This is a genomic window from Saccharopolyspora tripterygii (assembly GCF_054778355.1).
In genome coordinates, this window is record NZ_BAAGZP010000045.1 from 83,861 (window position 1) to 97,915 (window position 14,055).

At 69.9% G+C, this 14,055-nt stretch carries 17 protein-coding genes and 1 pseudogene; 7 read left to right on the top strand and 11 right to left on the bottom strand.

Going from position 1 to position 14,055, the window contains the following annotated elements; translation table 11 throughout:
• Positions 1–126: 126 nt before the first annotated feature.
• Complete coding sequence (locus ACYVF3_RS30785; protein WP_461157795.1) at positions 127–960, bottom strand: peptidylprolyl isomerase; 834 nt, start codon at positions 958–960, stop codon at positions 127–129.
• A gap of 157 nt (positions 961–1,117) precedes the next feature.
• Between ACYVF3_RS30785 and ACYVF3_RS30790 the strand changes: the two genes are divergently transcribed.
• From ACYVF3_RS30790 to ACYVF3_RS30800, 3 genes are read left to right on the top strand one after another with little or no spacing between them, the layout of a single operon-like run.
• Complete coding sequence (locus ACYVF3_RS30790; RefSeq protein ID WP_461157796.1) at positions 1,118–1,798, top strand: MBL fold metallo-hydrolase; 681 nt, start codon at positions 1,118–1,120, stop codon at positions 1,796–1,798.
• A gap of 21 nt (positions 1,799–1,819) precedes the next feature.
• The gene (gene hisS, locus ACYVF3_RS30795; protein ID WP_461157797.1) at positions 1,820–3,088 is read left to right on the top strand and encodes a histidine--tRNA ligase; all 1,269 of its coding nucleotides are present in this window, start codon (positions 1,820–1,822) and stop codon (positions 3,086–3,088) included.
• Positions 3,085–3,717 carry a hypothetical protein gene (locus ACYVF3_RS30800; protein WP_461157798.1) on the top strand — a complete coding sequence of 211 codons (633 nt, stop codon included), beginning with the start codon at positions 3,085–3,087 and terminating at the stop codon, positions 3,715–3,717. Before hisS ends, ACYVF3_RS30800 begins: the two co-directional genes overlap by 4 nt.
• A 39-nt stretch (positions 3,718–3,756) precedes the next feature.
• On the opposite strand, the gene ACYVF3_RS30805 is transcribed toward ACYVF3_RS30800, so the two are convergent.
• Both ACYVF3_RS30805 and ACYVF3_RS30810 read right to left on the bottom strand, forming a co-directional pair.
• Complete coding sequence (locus ACYVF3_RS30805) at positions 3,757–4,146, bottom strand: hypothetical protein (RefSeq protein WP_461157799.1); 390 nt, start codon at positions 4,144–4,146, stop codon at positions 3,757–3,759.
• A 39-nt stretch (positions 4,147–4,185) separates the two neighbouring features.
• On the bottom strand, positions 4,186–5,784 hold the full coding sequence (locus ACYVF3_RS30810) for a YibE/F family protein (protein ID WP_461157800.1): 1,599 nt from the start codon (positions 5,782–5,784) through the stop codon (positions 4,186–4,188).
• A 150-nt stretch (positions 5,785–5,934) separates the two neighbouring features.
• Between ACYVF3_RS30810 and ACYVF3_RS30815 the strand changes: the two genes are divergently transcribed.
• The gene (locus ACYVF3_RS30815) at positions 5,935–6,606 is read left to right on the top strand and encodes a MerR family transcriptional regulator (RefSeq protein WP_461157801.1); all 672 of its coding nucleotides are present in this window, start codon (positions 5,935–5,937) and stop codon (positions 6,604–6,606) included.
• A gap of 21 nt (positions 6,607–6,627) precedes the next feature.
• Here ACYVF3_RS30815 and ACYVF3_RS30820 read toward each other — a convergent pair.
• Positions 6,628–7,108: pseudogene (locus tag ACYVF3_RS30820) on the bottom strand (DUF4188 domain-containing protein).
• Between the two features lie 99 nt (positions 7,109–7,207).
• Between ACYVF3_RS30820 and ACYVF3_RS30825 the strand changes: the two are divergent.
• Positions 7,208–7,768: a TetR/AcrR family transcriptional regulator gene (locus ACYVF3_RS30825; RefSeq protein ID WP_461157802.1), complete on the top strand. Its 561-nt coding sequence runs from the start codon at positions 7,208–7,210 to the stop codon at positions 7,766–7,768.
• A 60-nt stretch (positions 7,769–7,828) separates the two neighbouring features.
• On the opposite strand, the gene ACYVF3_RS30830 is transcribed toward ACYVF3_RS30825, so the two are convergent.
• Complete coding sequence (locus ACYVF3_RS30830; RefSeq protein WP_461157803.1) at positions 7,829–8,215, bottom strand: winged helix-turn-helix transcriptional regulator; 387 nt, start codon at positions 8,213–8,215, stop codon at positions 7,829–7,831.
• Positions 8,216–8,310: 95 nt separating this feature from the next.
• Here ACYVF3_RS30830 and ACYVF3_RS30835 point away from each other — a divergent pair, with 95 nt between their 5' ends.
• Complete coding sequence (locus ACYVF3_RS30835; RefSeq protein WP_461157804.1) at positions 8,311–9,168, top strand: SDR family oxidoreductase; 858 nt, start codon at positions 8,311–8,313, stop codon at positions 9,166–9,168.
• A gap of 51 nt (positions 9,169–9,219) precedes the next feature.
• Here ACYVF3_RS30835 and ACYVF3_RS30840 read toward each other — a convergent pair whose 3' ends face one another.
• Together ACYVF3_RS30840 and ACYVF3_RS30845 are read right to left on the bottom strand one after the other, a co-directional pair.
• Positions 9,220–10,044: an SDR family oxidoreductase gene (locus ACYVF3_RS30840; RefSeq protein WP_461157805.1), complete on the bottom strand. Its 825-nt coding sequence runs from the start codon at positions 10,042–10,044 to the stop codon at positions 9,220–9,222.
• Between the two features lie 131 nt (positions 10,045–10,175).
• A complete protein-coding gene (locus tag ACYVF3_RS30845; protein ID WP_461157806.1) occupies positions 10,176–10,691 on the bottom strand; it encodes a PadR family transcriptional regulator in 516 nt (171 codons plus the stop codon).
• A 73-nt stretch (positions 10,692–10,764) separates the two neighbouring features.
• On the opposite strand from ACYVF3_RS30845, the gene ACYVF3_RS30850 reads away from it, so the two are divergent.
• Positions 10,765–12,156: a carotenoid oxygenase family protein gene (locus ACYVF3_RS30850; protein ID WP_461157807.1), complete on the top strand. Its 1,392-nt coding sequence runs from the start codon at positions 10,765–10,767 to the stop codon at positions 12,154–12,156.
• 143 nt (positions 12,157–12,299) lie between these two features.
• Here ACYVF3_RS30850 and ACYVF3_RS30855 read toward each other — a convergent pair whose 3' ends face one another.
• Genes ACYVF3_RS30855 through ACYVF3_RS30870 form a run of 4 tightly spaced genes read right to left on the bottom strand, consistent with a single transcriptional unit; the run spans position 12,300 to position 13,993 of the window.
• Positions 12,300–12,689: a DUF6157 family protein gene (locus ACYVF3_RS30855; protein ID WP_461157808.1), complete on the bottom strand. Its 390-nt coding sequence runs from the start codon at positions 12,687–12,689 to the stop codon at positions 12,300–12,302.
• Between the two features lie 49 nt (positions 12,690–12,738).
• Positions 12,739–12,975 (bottom strand): dihydrofolate reductase family protein, encoded by a 237-nt coding sequence (locus tag ACYVF3_RS30860; RefSeq protein WP_461157809.1) that lies wholly within the window; start codon positions 12,973–12,975, stop codon positions 12,739–12,741.
• Positions 12,960–13,277 (bottom strand): dihydrofolate reductase family protein, encoded by a 318-nt coding sequence (locus ACYVF3_RS30865; protein WP_461157810.1) that lies wholly within the window; start codon positions 13,275–13,277, stop codon positions 12,960–12,962. The genes ACYVF3_RS30860 and ACYVF3_RS30865 overlap by 16 nt, the downstream gene beginning before the upstream one ends.
• A 32-nt stretch (positions 13,278–13,309) precedes the next feature.
• Positions 13,310–13,993: a TetR/AcrR family transcriptional regulator gene (locus ACYVF3_RS30870; RefSeq protein ID WP_461157811.1), complete on the bottom strand. Its 684-nt coding sequence runs from the start codon at positions 13,991–13,993 to the stop codon at positions 13,310–13,312.
• Positions 13,994–14,055 lie beyond the last annotated feature (62 nt).

The following is a 14,055-nucleotide window of genomic DNA, read 5'->3' on the forward strand; positions in this document are numbered from 1 at the left end:
GATGTCCTTTTTGCCCGGTCAATTCGGACCAAAACCGTCCCCGGGCGAGGTGCGCTCCCCGGGTGAGCGCAGAAGAAGGGCACCGCTCCGGGTGGAGCGGTGCCCTTCTCGTGGTGCTGCGGCAGGTCAGGCCTGGACGTTGATCTTGTTGAAGGTGACCTGCTTGTTCGGGTGGCCGCCACCGGCGGAGGAGTCGAAGGCGCCGTCGTGGCCCGCGCGGGCGACGTCGTCGATGACCTTCAGGCCCTCCGGCGAGATCGTGCCGAAGACGGTGTAGTCCGGCGAGAGCTGCGCGTCGCCGAAGACCATGAAGAACTGGCTGCCGTTGGTGTTCGGGCCCGAGTTGGCCATCGCCAGGTAGCCGCGGCCGTACTTCAGCTCCGGGAACGTCTCGTCGTCGAAGGCGTAGCCGGGACCGCCGGAGCCCTGCCCGGTCGGGTCACCGCACTGCAGCATCTGCAGGCCCTCGGTGCTGATCCGGTGGCAGTTCGTGCCCTCGTAGAACGACTTCTGCGCCAGGTTGACGAAGCTGTTCACGGTGCAGGGGGCCAGCGAGCGGTCCAGGGTCAGCGGGATGGCGCCCTGGTTGGTCTCGATGGTGGCCTGCACGGTGCCCTTCGACGGCACCTCGCCGTTGGCGGGCGGGTCCACCGGCTTGCTCGCCTGACCGTCGGGGCGGTAGTTGCACGAGACCGGGTCGGCCAGCGGGGTGGGACGGGCCGGCGGCGGTGCCATCTCGGTCGGGATGTTGACCTGCGGCTGAGGTGGCTGCTGCTCCTGGGCCGCGGGCGCGCTGCCGCTCCGGCTGAAGTAGAAGACCCCGACCACGATCGCGATGACCACGACGATCGTCGCGCCGATGGTGATCACCCGGCGTCGCTTGGCCTGCTCCTCACGGCGCTGCATCTGGCGTTCGAGCTTCCGTTTGGCCGTCTGACGACGCTGCTCGTTGCTGGGCACTTGCTCCCCTCCCCGCACTTCATGATCTGATGTTGTTCAGCGGAGTTTATGAGGTGCCTCGGGACCGCTTCCTGAGAGCCCGCGCCGGTGTGCGCGGGCGGGTCGGCGGCGGACGATAACCTGGGGTGGTCAATCCTCGACGAAAGGCCCTTCTGACGTGCTTGTCCTCGGCTTCCCGGTAGGACCGCTGCAGGCGAACTGCTACGTGCTCGCTCGCGGTGAGGACGACGCCTGCGTGATCGTCGACCCGGGTCAGGACGCCGTCGAGCCGCTGGCCGAGCAGCTGACCAAGCACCGGCTCACGCCTGCGGCGGTGCTCCTGACGCACGGGCACTTCGACCACGTGCTCTCGGCCGCGCCGATCTGCGCCGAGCACGACGTGCCCGCCCACGTCCACCCGACCGACCGGTTCATGCTGGCCGACCCGGGCGCCGCGCTGGGGCCGGCGGGCCGCCAGCTGTTCGGCGACGGGATGACCGCCGAGGAACCGGCCGAGGTCCGCGAGATCGCCGACGGCGACGTGCTGGAACTGGCGGGTCTGAGCTTCGACGTCACGCACAGCCCCGGTCATACCGGCGGGTCGGTGATGTTCGGCGTCGGCACCGAGGAGGGCGGACGGCTGCTGCTGTCCGGCGACACCCTCTTCGCCGGCGCCATCGGGCGCACCGACCTGCCCGGCGGAGACCACGGCGAGATGCTCGAGTCGCTGAGCACCAAGGTGCTGCCGCTGGACGACGAGACCGTCGTGCTGCCGGGCCACGGACCCACCACCACCATCGGGCGCGAGCGCGCGGGCAACCCGTTCCTGCAGGAACTGCCCGCTTCCGACGCCCACTGACGAGGACTGAACCCACATCAGATGAGCACGTTCAACGCCCCCAAGGGCATCCCGGAGTACTTCCCGCCGGAGTCGGCGGGTTTCCTCGCCGTTCGCGAGACCTTGGCCGACGCGGCCCGCCGGGCCGGCTACGGCTACATCGAACTCCCGCTGTTCGAGGACACGTCGCTGTTCGCCCGCGGCGTGGGCGAGTCGACCGACGTGGTCAGCAAGGAGATGTACACCTTCGCCGATCGCGGCGGGCGGTCGGTGACGCTGCGCCCGGAGGGCACGGCAGGCGTCATGCGGTCGGTCATCGAGAACAGCCTCGACCGCGGCCAGCTGCCGGTGAAGCTGTACTACAACGGCGCGTTCTTCCGCTACGAGCGCCCGCAGGCCGGCCGCTACCGGCAGCTGCAGCAGGTCGGTGTGGAGGCCATCGGCGTGGACGACCCGGCGCTGGACGCCGAGGTCATCGCCATCGCCGACGAGGGCTACCGGCGGCTCGGGCTGACCGGGCACCGCATCGAGCTGACCTCGCTGGGCGACGAGACCTGCCGCCCCGCCTACCGCGCCAAGCTGCAGGAGTTCCTGCGCGGGCTCCCGCTGGACGAGGCCACGCAGAGCCGGGCCGAGCTGAACCCGCTGCGGGTGCTCGACGACAAGCGCCCGGAGGTCCGCGAGCTGGTCGCCGACGCGCCGCTGATGGTCGACCACCTCTCGGTGGAGGCCAAGGAGCACTACGAGGCGGTCAAGGCGCACCTGGTGGACCTGGGTGTGGAGTTCGTGGAGAACCCGCGGCTGGTGCGCGGCCTCGACTACTACACCAAGACGACCTTCGAGTTCGTGCACGACGGGCTCGGCGCGCAGTCGGGCATCGGCGGCGGTGGCCGCTACGACGGCCTGATGGCCCAGCTGGGCGGCCAGGAGCTCTCCGGCATCGGCTTCGGCCTCGGCGTCGACCGCACGCTGCTGGCGTGCCAGGCCGAGGGCCTGTCGGTCGGTGACCAGGCCCGGTGCGACGTCTACTTCGTGCCGATGGGGGAGACCGCCAAGCGTCGGCTGGTGGCCGCCACGGGCGAGCTGCGCGCGCACGGCGTGCGGGTGGACCTCGCCTACGGCGGCAAGGGCCTCAAGGGCGCGATGAAGTCCGCCGACCGCTCGGGTGCGCGCTTCGCGGTGGTGCTGGGCGAGCGCGACCTGGAGTCCGGCAGCGCGCAGCTCAAGGACCTGACCTCCGGCGAGCAGCGCGCGGTGCAACTGGACTCGCTGGTCGACGAGGTGCGCGCGGCGGTCGCGGAGGACAGATGAGCGACGTCGAGACGGTGCCGCTGGACCTGCTGGACCGGCGCACCGTGCGGGTCAGGGCCCGCAACGTGGCGATCGCGGCGGTCATCGTGGCCGCCGCGTTCGGCGGTGTCGTCAGCCTGTTCGCCGGGCCGGTCGGGTTCGTGACCACGCTGGTGATCGTCGCGGTGCCGCTGCTGCTGCTGGCCTGGACCGAGTCGCGCAAGACCCTCACGCTCCGCGGGCACGAGGTCGTGGCCCGCGCGCTGGGCAGCCGCGTCGTCGACGTGCACCAGGCGACGAAGCTGGAGCTGTTCGTCACCGACCTGCGCGGTGCCCGCACCATCAACGTCCTCGTCGGTGGCGCGCCCAAGGGCAAGGCGATCAGCGTGTCGCTGGCCATGTACGCCGGAACCGGTGGTCGCGAGCTCGGCGTCTACTCCCTGCGCCGGTTGGCCGACGCGCTGGCGGGCAACCCCGACACACGGGCACTGGTGCTGTCCCAGCTGGTCGTCGCGCAGCTGCGCGCGGAGGCCCGCGGCGAGGCCCCGCCCAACCGGCCGCTCTACCAGCTCGCGTCCCTGGCCCCGCAGGGCCGCATGGCCCAGCGCCTCCAACCGGAGGCGGTCTCCAAGTTCGTCGCCACCCTCTGACCGCAGGGCATTCGAACAGCCCGCTCGACGAGGCGACGTTCAGGCGCGGTTGAGGGTTTCGATGAGCAGGTGAGCCGTCTGGTCGAGCTGGGCCGTGGTCTTGGTCAGGGTTTCGACGTCCGGTTCCAGGACGCGGAGGTCGCAGGCCAGCTGGACGACCTGCTCGTGCAGGACTCGCAGCTGGTCGGAGGCCAGGCTGAGCTCGTCCTTGCCCTCGGCGAGCTCCTGCAGCGCGTCCCTGGTCTCGGCGAGCGTGTCGGCCAGCGGGCCGAGCCGCTCCAGCGCGACCACCAAGCGCGGCAGGGCGTGGATCGCCGTGAGCACGGCCGCCGCCTCGCGGAGCGCTGCTCCGCCGAGGGACGTCAGACCGCCGAGCAGACGACCTGGGGCGGTCAGGACGCTGCCGAAATCCGGTAACGGCGTGGGCATGTCCGCCAGTCTGCGGCAGGTCGGCCTCGCCGCGCAGCCCTAACCCAGGGCTGGTTTACCCGGTCGTCGCTGCTTCTTCGCCCGTTCGGCACCCTCGTCGCCAGGCCGATCGGCGGGCTCGCGAACCGCCACCAGCGCCGCGATGGCCGTGGTGATCGGGACCGCCGCCACCAGGCCGACGCTGCCGACGAGGGTGCGCACGACCTCCTGGGCGACGGCTTGCGAGCTGATGATCTCGCCGAAGGTCCGGCCGGAGAGGGTGTAGGCCAGCAGCATCGGCAACGCCGCGCCCGCGTAGGCGAGCACCAGCGTGTTGACCGCCGAGGAGACGTGGTCGCGACCGATGCGCAGCCCGGCGCCGTAGAGCTGCCGCCAGGACAACGCCGGGTTGGCCGCGCGCAGCTCCCACACGGCGCTGGTCTGGGTGACGGTGACGTCGTCGAGGACGCCTAGCGCGCCGATGACGATCCCGGCCAGCAGCAGTCCGCGCGCGTCGATGGGCGCGCCCAGCGCTCCGATCAGGCTGGAGGTGTTGTCGTCCAGCCCGGTCAGGCTCGTCGCGGCGGAGAAGGCCGCGCTGAGCCCGCCGATGAGCGCGAGGCTCAGCAGCGTGCCGAGCACGGCGGTGGAGGTCCGCGCGGAGAACCCGTGGGTCAGGTACAGCACGACGAACATGATCAGCCCGGCGCCGACCACCGCCACCAGCAGCGGATCCTCGCCGGCGAGGATCGCGGGCAGCACGAACCCGACCAGCATCACCAGGCTCAGGCCGAGGCCGACCAGCGCGGCCAGGCCCTGCCAGCGTCCGAGCACGAGGACGGCGGCGGCGAACACCAGCGCCAGCACGATCAGCGGCGCGCCGCGCTGGAAGTCCACGACCTGGAAGGACGTGGGCTCGTCCGGGTACTCGCCGGCGTAGGAGAGCACCACCCGGTCGCCGACGGCGAAGCGCGGACTGCCCGGGTCGGTGGGCACGACCTGCTCGATGGTCTGGTTCGGGCGCGGGCCGTCCTGCATCTTCACGGCGAGCTCGACGCAGCCCTGCCCGGATTCGCCCTCGCTGCACGAGGTGGATCCGGCCGAGACGACCTCGCCGTTGACAGGGGACTGCCCGAACCCGATGTCGGCGCCGCTCTTCTGGTCGTGGCCCCACGGGTAGAGCACGAGGATCCCGACGACCGCGGCCACCGCGAACGGGATCAGCAGGAACGCCAGCAGCCGCTTGACCTGCGTTGACGCCGGAGCGGCCGGGCCATGCCCGTGTCCGTGCCCGTGGCCTGCGGGTTCGTCGCGGCGACGGCGCCGGTGGGAAGTCGGCTCCTCCGGCCTCGGCGGAGCGCTCTCCACCTGCGTGGGAGCGTCCTGCGAGCGCGGGGCAGCGGGCTGCGGACGCGGCGGTCGGGTGCGCTGCGGGTCCCTCCGCTGCGGCGGCGCCTGCCGGGGCGGCCGAGCGTCCTGAGCCGGCCGATCGTCACCACCAGGCTGGTTCCGGGGAGGCTGGTCGTCACCACCCGGCTGGTTCCGGGGAGGCTGGGGCGGCCTGTTGACGGGCTGCTGGGGAGGCGGCGGTTGCCACGCGCGCTGTCCCGGCTGCTGATGTCGAGGCCGACGTCCGGGATTCTCGGGCGGCTCGGTCACCCGGCAATTATGCGGGTCGCCCCGAAGCCCTCGGCCACCCCCGGTTTTAGTCCTGATCAGGACCCTTTCGTGCCTGAGAGGTCTGGTCAGTGGGGTGGGGGAAGTTTTCATGAAAACTTCCCCCACCCACTGACCAGACATCTCCAGCAGGTGCGCGACCTCGAAGAACGAGGGGTGATACCGGAGGCCGGCCGGGCGGACAACGGGTACCGGCGGTTCTCCGAGGTCCACGTGCGCGCCCTGTGCGCTTACCGCGATCTGGCGCACGCGGTGGGGCCGGTCGAAGCCCGGCGCGCGATGCGGGAGATCCGCCGCTGCTCGTCGGAGGCCGGGGTCGCGCTGATCTCCTCGCTGCACACCGGGCTCAACCACGAACGCGAGCAGGCGGTGGCGGCCCGCCGCGCTCTGGAAGCCATCGACGCCGAGCAGAGGGTCGAGGTCGAGGCGGTCGAGGCGGACTCGATGACGATCACGGAACTCGCGCAGGCGTTGGGGGTCAGGTCTTCCGCCCTGCGCTTCTGGGAGCGCGAAGGCCTGGTCGCGCCGGAGCGGGTCGTCACCCGAGCCGGCACCGCCCGGCGTTACGGCCTGCCCGCGATCAGGGAAGCGCGGATCACCGCGGCGCTGCGGGCCGGGGGTTACCGGGTTCCGGAGGTGCGCGAGGCGGTCGGGGCGATCCGCGAGCTGCGCGACGTGAGCGGTTCGCTCGCCGCTCTCGACGCCCGGCTGCTCGCGATCGGGCGGCGCGGGCTCGCGCTGCTGCGGGCGGGAGCGCTGCTGGCGGAGCTCATCGAACAGACCGGCCAGGCTGAAAGCGCCTGACCGGTCGGGTGTTCCACCGCGTCATGCGGATTTGCGGACCCGCTGCCGCGCGGAGGAGGTGTTCCGGCCGACCCGGACCTTGTTGGTCGCTTCGGCGAGCCCGAACGCCGGCATGTTCGTGTAGACCGATTCGGTGGATCCGGGCTTCACCACGTAGGTCTCGTGCCAGACGCCCACGGCGCCGGACTTGCCGACGCGCCGGAAGTAGTTGCGCCACGCCGGAACGTGCGGCGCGTTCTCCTCGGCGGCGAAGGCGACCAGGTGGTCCATGCTGCGCCAGTAGCCGACCTGCACGGTCGTCCGGCCGAACCAGTTGCGCGCCTTGATCATTCCGCTCCGGATGCTTCGCGAGGTAGGTGAGCATGCTGCCCATCGCGAGAGCCATCCAGAGCCACTGGTCGAGTCTCCAGACCTTGTTGAGGCGCATGCCGATCAGGAACAGCACCACGCCTTCCTCGTCCCCCAGCTCTGCGGTCCACCGGCCCTTGTCGATCGCTGCCATCGTGTGCTCCCTCCAACACCACGGATTTACAAACACTGTTATGAAACACTGTTACGGTACGATGAGCAAGTGCCGAGGCCGAGAATCCACGATGAGAACTTGAGAGAGCGGCTGCTCGAAGGAGCGGGCCGGTTGCTGACCGATGAAGGGCCCGCGGCCCTCTCGCTGCGGCGGCTGGCCGCCGACGCGGGCACGTCGACGTCAGCGGTGTATTCGCTGTTCGGGGGCAAACCCGAGCTGATGCGCGCGCTCTTCCTGGAGGCCTCGCGGCGCTTCGGTCGGCAGCTGGCGACCGTCGAGCACGGGCCCGACCCCGTCGAGGACGTGCTCAGGCTGGGGATCGCCTACCGCGAATTCGCCGTGGCCAACCCGCACCTCTACGCGGTGCTGTTCTCCCGGCCGATGCCCGACTTCGAGCCCGACGACGAGGCGAAGCGGGAATCGCTGGACAACTTCTCGCCGCTGAGCGACCTGGTGCGCGCGGCGATCGAGTCCGGCCGCGTGGTGGGTGAACCGGCAACGGTCGCCATGGGCCTGTGGGCGATCGTGCACGGCATGGTGACGCTCGAACTGCAGGGGAACCTGCCCGACGGGCTCGACCCGGCCGAGCAGTACGAAGCGGTGATCACGGCCAACCTCCGCGGCTGGCTCGCTCGGTAGTCGTTCCAGCGGGAGCGCTGCCGGCGGAGCTCATCGAGACGTGAACGAGCTCGTCTCGTCTCACGTCCGGTTGTCGTACTCCTCCCGCGCGGCCAGCACGCCTGTCACGTGCGCTTCGGACCACCGGGCGAGTCCGGACACCAACCGCGCGGCCTGCTCGCCGACCTCGGTCAGCGAGTAGTCGACTCGCGGGGGGATCACCGGGTGGGCTTCGCGGTGGACGAACCCGTCCCGTTCGAGGGTCTGCAGCGTTTGGGCGAGCATCTTCTCGCTGACTCCGCCGATGATCCGGCGCAGTTCGCTGAACCGCCGCCCGTCCTCCAGCAGGGCGGCGAGGACGAGCACGCCCCACCGGCTCGTGATGTGCTCCAGCACGCTGCGCGAGGGGCAGGTGGCCGCATTCACGTTCGGCTGCTCGGTGACCGTGACCTCGTTGCTTACCGCCATGCCACTACCTTACCCGGAAGTGGGTACTAACCAGAAGTTAGTTTCGTCGGTACGGTGAGCGCGAAGCGCAATCACACCTGCTGGAGGACGTGGACATGAGCATCGTCGTCACCGGAGCCACTGGAAAGCTCGGCTCGCTCGTCGTGGAAGGACTGCTCCGCGAGGTTCCCGCCGACCAGGTCGCCGCGGTGGTCCGCGATGCGGCCAAGGCGGCTCCGCTGGCCGCGCGCGGCGTCGAGCTGCGCATCGCCGACTACGACGCACCCGACACCTTCAGCGAGGTGTTCCGCGACGGCGATGTCGTCCTGCTGATCTCCAGCCCCGACGTGGGCAGGCGGCTCCCGCAGCACCGCGCGGTGATCGACGCGGCGAAGGGAGCGGGCGTGGTCAGGATCGTCTACACGGGAGTGCTCGGCGGCCCGAACGCGGACTTCGCGCTCGCCGACGACCACAAGGGCACCGAGCAGGCCATCCTCGACTCGGGTCTCACCTGGACGTTCCTGCGCAACGGCTGGTACAGCGAGAACTACGCGGCCCAGATCCCGGTCCAGCTGGAGAACGGCGTCGTCGGCAGCGCCGGTGACGGCAAGATCGGCTCGGCGGCGCGCGAGGACTACGCGGACGCGGCGGTCGCCGTCTTGACCGGGTCGGGGCACGAGAACCGCAGCTACGAGCTCAGCGGCGACCACGCCTTCACGCTCGCGGAGTACGCGGCGGAGCTCTCCCGCCAGTCCGGCCGGGACATCACCTACACCGATGTCCCGCCGGAAACCCTCAAGGGCATCCTGACCGGTGCCGGAGTCCCGGACGCGGTCGCCGACGTCCTCGTCGACGTGGACGTCTCGGCCATCGCCAACGGTCTGCTGCAGGGTGGCAGCGGCGATCTCGCCCGCCTCATCGGCCGCCCGACGACCCCGATCGCCCAGTCGATCGCAGTCGCGTTGGAGAGCTGAGCACGTCTGGAGCGCGTGGCGTTCCGATGCCGGCGGGCGAGATCGTCGTGGTCAGCGGGTCGAGCTCCAGCGACCGGTCTTCGCGGCGGCGATGACGCCGCCGTCGATCAGCAGGTCCGTTCCGCTGATGAAGGAAGCGGTGGGGCCGAGCAGGAACGACACGGCGTCGGCGATGTCGGCCGGTGTGCCCACGCGCTTGAGCGCGGAAGCGTCGACCATCGCGCGGATGTCGGCGCCGGATTCGCCTGCCAGCTCCTGCTGTCCCATCGGGGTGGAGATGATGCCCGGGCTGAGGGAGTTGATCCGCGCTCCTCGGTCGCCCCACTCCGCGCTGGCCGCCTGGACGCGCAGCTGGTTGCCGCGCTTGGCGAGTCCGTAGCTCGCCGGGCCGGGGTACTGGTCGAGGAAGGCGAGGTCGAGTAGTGCGTCAGCGGGGGTGAGGGCAAGGGCTCGCTCCTGCTCGGCGTCCAGCGGAGGCAGGCCGTGGCCGGCCATGCTGGCGATGACCACACCCGCCCCACCGGGCGCGACGACTCCGCCGAACACCTCCAGGACGAGGGCGACGCCCAGCAGGTCCACGGACAGGATCGCGGCAGCCGGTGCTTGGGCGGGGGAGAGGCCTGCGGTGTGGACGATCTCGGTGACGGGGCCGAGGTTCGCCGCCGCCTCGGCGAGAGCTGTCACCGACGCGCGGGAGGAAACGTCGACGTGGTGCGCGGCGATGTCGTACCCCTCGCCGCGCAGTGCTTCGGCCGCGGTGGCCAGCAGGTCCTCGTCGAAGTCGGCGAGCACCACCTTCCGGCCCGAGCCCTGCCTCCGGGCGATGCTCCGCCCCATCCCGCCGACACCGATGACGACCACCACGTCGGGGCCCATGCGCGCACTCCTTCTCTCTTGACGAATCGTTTCCGGTCGATCAGGTCATCGGCTTCGAAGAACGGCTCCGCCACCAGGTCCTCGCCGAGCGGGAGCCCGGCCGGTGAGCGGTTGTGCCGCCAGCATCGACGTCACTTCGTCTGCTTCACCGTTGTGCGCCAGAAGTCGAGGAAGTGGCGTTCGAGGCCCATGCCCATCTCCAGAGCCAGGATGATGCCGCGCGGGGTGTCCTCGTCCAGGCTCGCGCGGGTTTCCTCGTACTCGCGCAGCTTCTCCTCGTGCAGCGCGATCTGGTCGGCCGCCAGGGTTTCGGGGTCGGCGCCGAAGAACAGCTTGAGCGTGGCCTGGTCGTGGACTTCGTAGAGGCTCGTCACGGGCTCGGCTCGCCAGCGGTCCAGCTCGGCCTTCCCCTCGTCGCTGAGCGTGTATCTGCGTCGGCGGCGGCCCGATTCCTCTCGGTCCTCGTGCAGGAGTCCTGCTTCGGCCAGGCGTGAGGTTTCGCTGTAGAGCTGCGTGTGAGGCAGCGCCCAGAAGTTGACGACGCTCTGCCCGGCCGCCCGCTTGAGGTCGTAGGCGGTGGCGGGCTGGAACGCCTCGATCAAGCCCAGCACCACGTACGACGCGTTCGTGAGGCGAACCGTTGACATGCCGGAGACCCTACCGTACCTTTCGAACCGTACGGATCGAACCATTCGACTCGAATCATTCGAGGTGAACGACATGGTCACCGCTCATACCACCGCCGAACTCGGACTCACCACGCTCGACGACGAGATCACCGTCGACGAACTGCCCATCGAGGGTGAGATCCCCTCGTGGCTCTCCGGGAACCTGCTGCGCACAGGGCCTGCTACGTGGGACGTGGGCAGCACGGCTCTGCGCCACTGGTTCGACGGGCTCGCGATGCTGCACAGCTTCACCGTCGCGGACGGCACGGTCTCCTACGCGAACAAGTACCTCGACAGCCAGACCTACCGCTCCGCAACGAAGGCCGGGAAGCTCGCCTACGGCCAGTTCGCCACCGACCCGTGCCGGTCGATCTTCCAGCGCATCCAGGCAGCCTTCTCGGGCGCCTCCACCGACAACGCCAACGTCAACATCGCCCAGCTCGGCGAGCGATTCGTCGCGCTGACGGAGAGTTCCATCCCGGTTGAGTTCGACCAGCGCACGTTGGACACCGCAGGTGTCCCGTACCGCGCCCCGGGGCAGATCACCACCGCGCATCCGCACTACGAGTCCGGCGCGATGCTCAACTACGCGGCAAAGCTCGGGCCGCGCAGTTCGTACCGCTTCTACCGCGTCGACGAGACCGGAATCGAGGTCCTCGCCTCGATTCCGGTCCGGCATCCCTCGTACATGCACTCGTTCGGGATGACCGAGAACTGGTTCGTGCTCGTCGAATTCCCGCTCGTCGTGGAACCTTCGGCGATGGTGCTCTCCGGCAAGCCGTTCATCGAGAACTACCGCTGGGAACCGGAGCGCGGTACCCGGGTCACCCTGGTCGACCGCCGGAGCGGCGAGGTCGGAGCACGCTGCACGCTCGAACCGTTCTTCGCGTTCCACCACGTCAACGCCTACGAGGACGGCTCCGACGTCGTGGTGGACCTGTGCGCCTACCCGGACGCGCGGATCATCCAGGACCTCTACCTCGACCGGATCCACGAAGCGATGCGCGACGACGCGCGGCACATCCAGCGCTCGTACTTGAAACGCTTGCGGCTGAACGAGAACGGTGCCAGCAGCGAGCAGATCGGTGACGCCACCATCGAGCTGCCGCGCATCAATGGCCGGCGCAACCGACAGCCCCATCGCTACGTCTGGGGAGCCGGCACTCGCCACGGCTGGATCGACGAGATCGTCCGGATCGACACCGCGGACGGATCATCACGCACCTGGCACGAACCGGGCCAGTACCCGGGCGAACCGGTCTTCGTCAGCAACCCGGAGGCCACTCGCGAGGACGACGGGGTCCTGCTGTCCGTCGTGCTCGACACCCGGCGCGCGCACTCCGCCCTGCTGATCCTCGACGCCGAGACGCTGCGGCCACTCGCCCGCGCAGCCGTACCGCACCACATCCCGCACCACTTCCACGGCCAGTTCAGCAGGACGTAGATCGGCAGAGGAGGGGTGGCCCCGGAGGGCGGCGAACAGTCGTGGGGCCGTGCGCTGAAGTGGTGATCGTCCACAACGTCAGGGACCGGCTCGCTCGTGTGTTCAGTGAGTGCCGGCAGTGGTGGTGTGGACCAGCACGTCTCCTAGCGCCTGGAGCGCATGGCTGAGGTGTGGGTGAGGGCGGGGTCGGCGGCGAGTTCCCGGTACTCCTGCGTGCCGGAGGGGATGAGGGCGATGCGGCCTTCCGCGTCGCAGTGGACGCCCCACCCGTACCGCTTGGTCAGCGGTGAGGCTCGGAAGCAGGGCTGGCCCTTGGAGAAGAACTCCTCCCGGCTCAGGCCTCGTCGCTTGCCCTGGGACTCGTAGATCACGTCGTCGGAGGTGTGCCGGTACGGCGCGGCGATGAGCATGTCGTACTGGATGCGGGCGACCGAAGGTGGTTCCCGCAGCGGCGGCTCCTCGGCCTTCGCCACCGGGCAGTCCTCGGAGACGGCGATGAACGCGGTCGCGTAGTTGGTCGTGTGCACGGTCATGGCACGAATGTAGGCCGTTGGGCCGACGATTTCTCGTCCGCCAGGGGCGTCAGCGGGCGCGCGCGTAGCTCTCGTAGATCACGTCTCGGAAGGTGGTGGTCTCCCGCAGGCGCAGGTGCCTGTCCTCGGTGACCGGGGGCAGGTAGGGGGTGCCGCCGCCGACGAAGATCGGGTGCCGGAAGAGGTGGAACTCGTCGACGAGGTCGAGCTCGATCGCTGCTGCGGCCAGCCCGGCGCCGCCGATCGCGACGGTCGAGCCGGCGGTCGCGTTCACCTCGTCCTGCACCGTCCCTCCGCCAGGCGCGCGTTGCCCTGAACGGTGTCGAGCGTGCGGCTGAAGACGACCTTCGTCAGCGCGCTCCAGGCGTCGGCGAACGCGGCGCCGAGCTCGTCGGAGCGCATCGCGGGATCGGTCTCCCACACCAGCATGGTCTCGTAGAGCTTGCGGCCGCAGAGGAATCCGTCGAGCTCGCGCGTCTCCGCGAGGTGGCGCCGGAACTGGTCCTCGCTGGGCTCGCTCCACGCGAAAGCTCCCTCGCGGTCGGCGATGAAGCCGTCCGCGGACACGTTCATCGTGTACAGCAGCACGTCGCCGAGCGTACGTCGATCGCCGGGCGTCCTCAGCCCGACGTGCTGGAGGGGTCGAGCATCGGCAGCAGGAACCTGCGGGCGATGTGGCGGATCTGCTGCTCGTCGTCGAGGTCGACCAGGTCGCTCGGGGTCAGCAGGAACGACGTGGAGACCCGGACCATCATCTCGGCGACCAGGGCCACGTCGACGTCCTTCGAGACGTGCCCCGCGCGCTGCTCGATCCGCAGCCGCTCGGCGAGGAACCGGCTGACCGTGGTCATGGTGCGACCGCCGTCGCTGATCATGGACGGGACCACGACGTCGGGCTCGGCGTCCATCAGGCCGCCGATCAGCGGGTTCCGCCGGATCGTGCGCAGCGAGCTGGCGAATCCCAGCTCCAGCCGCTCGGCGAGGGTCCTCGCCTCCCCGATGTCGAGGAGGAACTGGTCGAAGTAGCGGCGGAACTCACGCCGGACCACGTGCTCGACGAGGGTGTCCTTGTTCGCGAACCGGCGGTAGACCGTGATCCGCGAGACGCCCGCTCGCTTGGCGACGTCCTCCATCGTCGACCGCCGGATGCCCATGCGGCAGAACTGCTCGTAGGCCGCGTCGAGCACGCGCGCGGTGGCCCCGTCGTTGTCGTCGACGGACTCCACGGCATCGGAGAAAGCGCGTTCCAGCAACGTTTTCGAGTTCTCGTCGCGCGCGATCAGGTCGGGCAGTGCGGGATCCACGGATCGCCTCTTCTCGGTGCGGGTGGGGCTGGTGTTTCGCCTCGAGTTGTGCTTCCTTGATA